At 67.9% G+C, this 2,569-nt stretch carries 3 protein-coding genes; all 3 read right to left on the bottom strand.

Annotated features, from left to right (window positions below; translation table 11 throughout):
• Positions 1 to 15 precede the first annotated feature (15 nt).
• A complete protein-coding gene (locus tag M8J71_RS23105) occupies positions 16 to 627 on the bottom strand; it encodes a cadmium resistance transporter (protein ID WP_256250205.1) in 612 nt (203 codons plus the stop codon).
• 53 nt (positions 628 to 680) lie between these two features.
• Positions 681 to 1,199 carry a signal peptidase II gene (gene lspA, locus M8J71_RS23100; RefSeq protein ID WP_256250203.1) on the bottom strand — a complete coding sequence of 173 codons (519 nt, stop codon included), beginning with the start codon at positions 1,197 to 1,199 and terminating at the stop codon, positions 681 to 683.
• Positions 1,196 to 2,569, bottom strand: a 1,374-nt coding sequence (locus M8J71_RS23095) for a heavy metal translocating P-type ATPase (RefSeq protein WP_256250202.1), incomplete at its 5' end; no start/stop codon positions are given. The genes lspA and M8J71_RS23095, both read right to left, overlap by 4 nt.

Genomic DNA, 2,569 nt, shown 5'->3' with positions numbered 1-2,569 from the left:
GCTGCCGGGACAGCGTCAGAGCCAGAGGCTGATGAGGCGTTGCAGGGATCCGGATCCGATGAGGATGGTCAGGCCCAGCCCGATGAAGACGGCCGGGACGAGCCAGTGTTCAATTTTTTCCAGGGTCTCGACGACTTTGTGATGGGTGCCGATGAGCTTGCCCAGGGCGCACCACACAGCAACCAGGGCAAGGAAGACGATGACGGTGATGGTCGTGTCGGCCGGTGCCATGGTGCGGAACACCGGGGTGTAGATCGCGATGTTGTCCGCGCCGTTGGCGATCGTGATGCCCGCGATTCCAAGCAGCCCCAGACCCTCGGTGAGTTTGTTCTCATCATCATCATCATCGCCCTCGCGTTTCAGGCCGCGGATCAGGCCGATGATGCCAAGGATCAGCGGGAAAATTCCCAGCAGCCCGACCCATTCGTCCGGGACGATGGTCAGGCCCAAGGCGGCCAGGAGGCTCAGCCCGACCAGGGTGATGAGACCGGCGTACTGCCCTCCGACAATGTGCCAGGCCCGCGGCTGGCCCCTGCTGGAGGCCAGGAAAAGCGCCGTCAGCACCACGATGTCATCGATGTTCGTCGCGGCGAACATCGCAGCTGCCGCCAGGATGGTGGCAAGCATGAGGAGTCCTTTCCCGTGTCAGAGGGCGTCAGAGATCACCGTCCCGCGGCTGCCTACGCCTTGTGCTGTTCCCGGGATCCGAGCAGTGTGCCCAGGACGTAGAGGCCTACTCCGACGGTGACGAAGACGTCGGCGAGGTTGAAGGTGGGAAACCAGCCGCTGTGCAGGTAGTCAACGACGCCCCGCCCGTCCAGCCGGTCCACGAGGTTCCCGGCGCCGCCGCCGAGCACCATCGCCGCACCGGCCCGGGAGAGGGCCGGCGTGGCGGGGGCGGTGGAGACGGCGTACCAGGTCATGCCCAGGACGATCGCGGCGGTCGCGGCGATAACCAGCCACGGGGCCAGGTCGGCGCCGAGGCTGAACGCGACCCCGGTGTTGTAGAGCAGCTTCAGGTTCAGTAGGCCCAGATCGACCGTGGCACCGTTGGCGAGCAGGGCTTCGGCCAGCGCCTTGATTCCCAGGTCGGCCGCCGCGAGCACGGCGGCCGAGACGAGCAGGGCAATCTTCATCCGCCGCGCTCGTCCGGCAACCGGTGGTGTCCCGGCCGGGTTTGCCGGGGAAGGGACGCTCACGCTGCCGGTTCCAAAGCCGGCGCAGGTTTGGCAGCGGGGAGTGCGTTTTTGCGGCTGATCCTGCCGGCGCGGACACCGTTGGCGATCACCACGATTTCGGCGAGTTCGTGGATCAGGACGACCGCGGCCAGTCCCAGTGCACCGACCAGTGCCAGCGGGATCAGGATCGCGATCAGCAGCAGGGACAGGCCCACGTTCTGCAGCATGATGGACCGGGTCCGGCGGGCGTGGTCCAGGACCTGGGGCAGGTGGTTCAGGTCCTCGCCCATCAGGGCGATGTCAGCGGTTTCAATGGCGACGTCGGTGCCCATGGCACCCATGGCAACACCGGTATCGGCAGTGGCCAGGGCAGGGGCGTCGTTAACGCCGTCACCGACCATGGCGGTGGGCTGGCGGGCCTTCAGGGTCCGGATGATCTCGGCCTTGTCTTCCGGGCGGAGGTCGGCGTGGACTTCGGTGATCCCGGCGGCCTTACCCAGGGCCGCGGCGGTGATCGCGTTGTCCCCGGTGAGCATGGCCGTGGTGTACCCGGAGGCTCGAAGCCGGGCGATGACGTCCCGGGCTTCGGGGCGCAGTTCGTCACGTACAGCGACGGCGCCGATGACTTCGCCGGCGGATTCGATCAGGACGGCGGTGGCGCCTGCCGTTTGCATCCGTTCGACATCCGAGGCCAGGGAGCCGGGGTTGATCCAGCCGGGGCGGCCCAGCCGGACGGTCTTGCCCTCGAAGGTGCCCTGCAGGCCGGCGCCGGGGACGGTGTCCACGTCGGTCACATCGGCCCTGGCGGGGGATGCGGCGAGGATGGCGCGGGCCAGGGGGTGTTCGCTGCGGGCCTCCAGCCCGGCTGCAAGGGCCAGGACGTCTTCGCGGGTCGCGGTCCCGGCGGCGGCGACATCGATGACTTCGGGCTTGTTCCGGGTCAGTGTGCCGGTCTTGTCCAGGGCGATGGTGCGGATCTTGCCGAGGGTTTCCAGCGCACCGCCGCCCTTGATCAGCACCCCGATGCGGCTGGCGGCGCCGACGGAGGCGACAACGGTGACCGGGACGGAGATCGCCAAAGCGCACGGCGATGCGGCGACCAGGACGACCAGGGCGCGTTCGAACCACAGCAGCGGCTCTCCGACGATGAAGCCGAAGCCGATGATCAGTGCCGCGGCGATGAGGATGCCGGGGACGAGTTTTTTGGCGATGTTGTCGGCCAGGCGCTGCCCGGGTCCCTTGCGGGACTGCTCGGCCTCAACGATGTGCACGATGCGGGCCAGGGAGTTGTTCTCCGCGGTGCTGGTGACTTCGACTTCCAGCGGCCCGGTGCCGTTGATGGCCCCGGCGTAGACATCGCTGCCGGGACCGGCCTCAACGGGCACGGATTC

Origin of the sequence: Pseudarthrobacter sp. R1, from assembly GCF_024494415.1 — a bacterium.
Taxonomy (GTDB): Bacteria; Actinomycetota; Actinomycetes; order Actinomycetales; family Micrococcaceae; genus Arthrobacter.
This window is presented reverse-complemented; position numbering and strand designations above follow the sequence as displayed.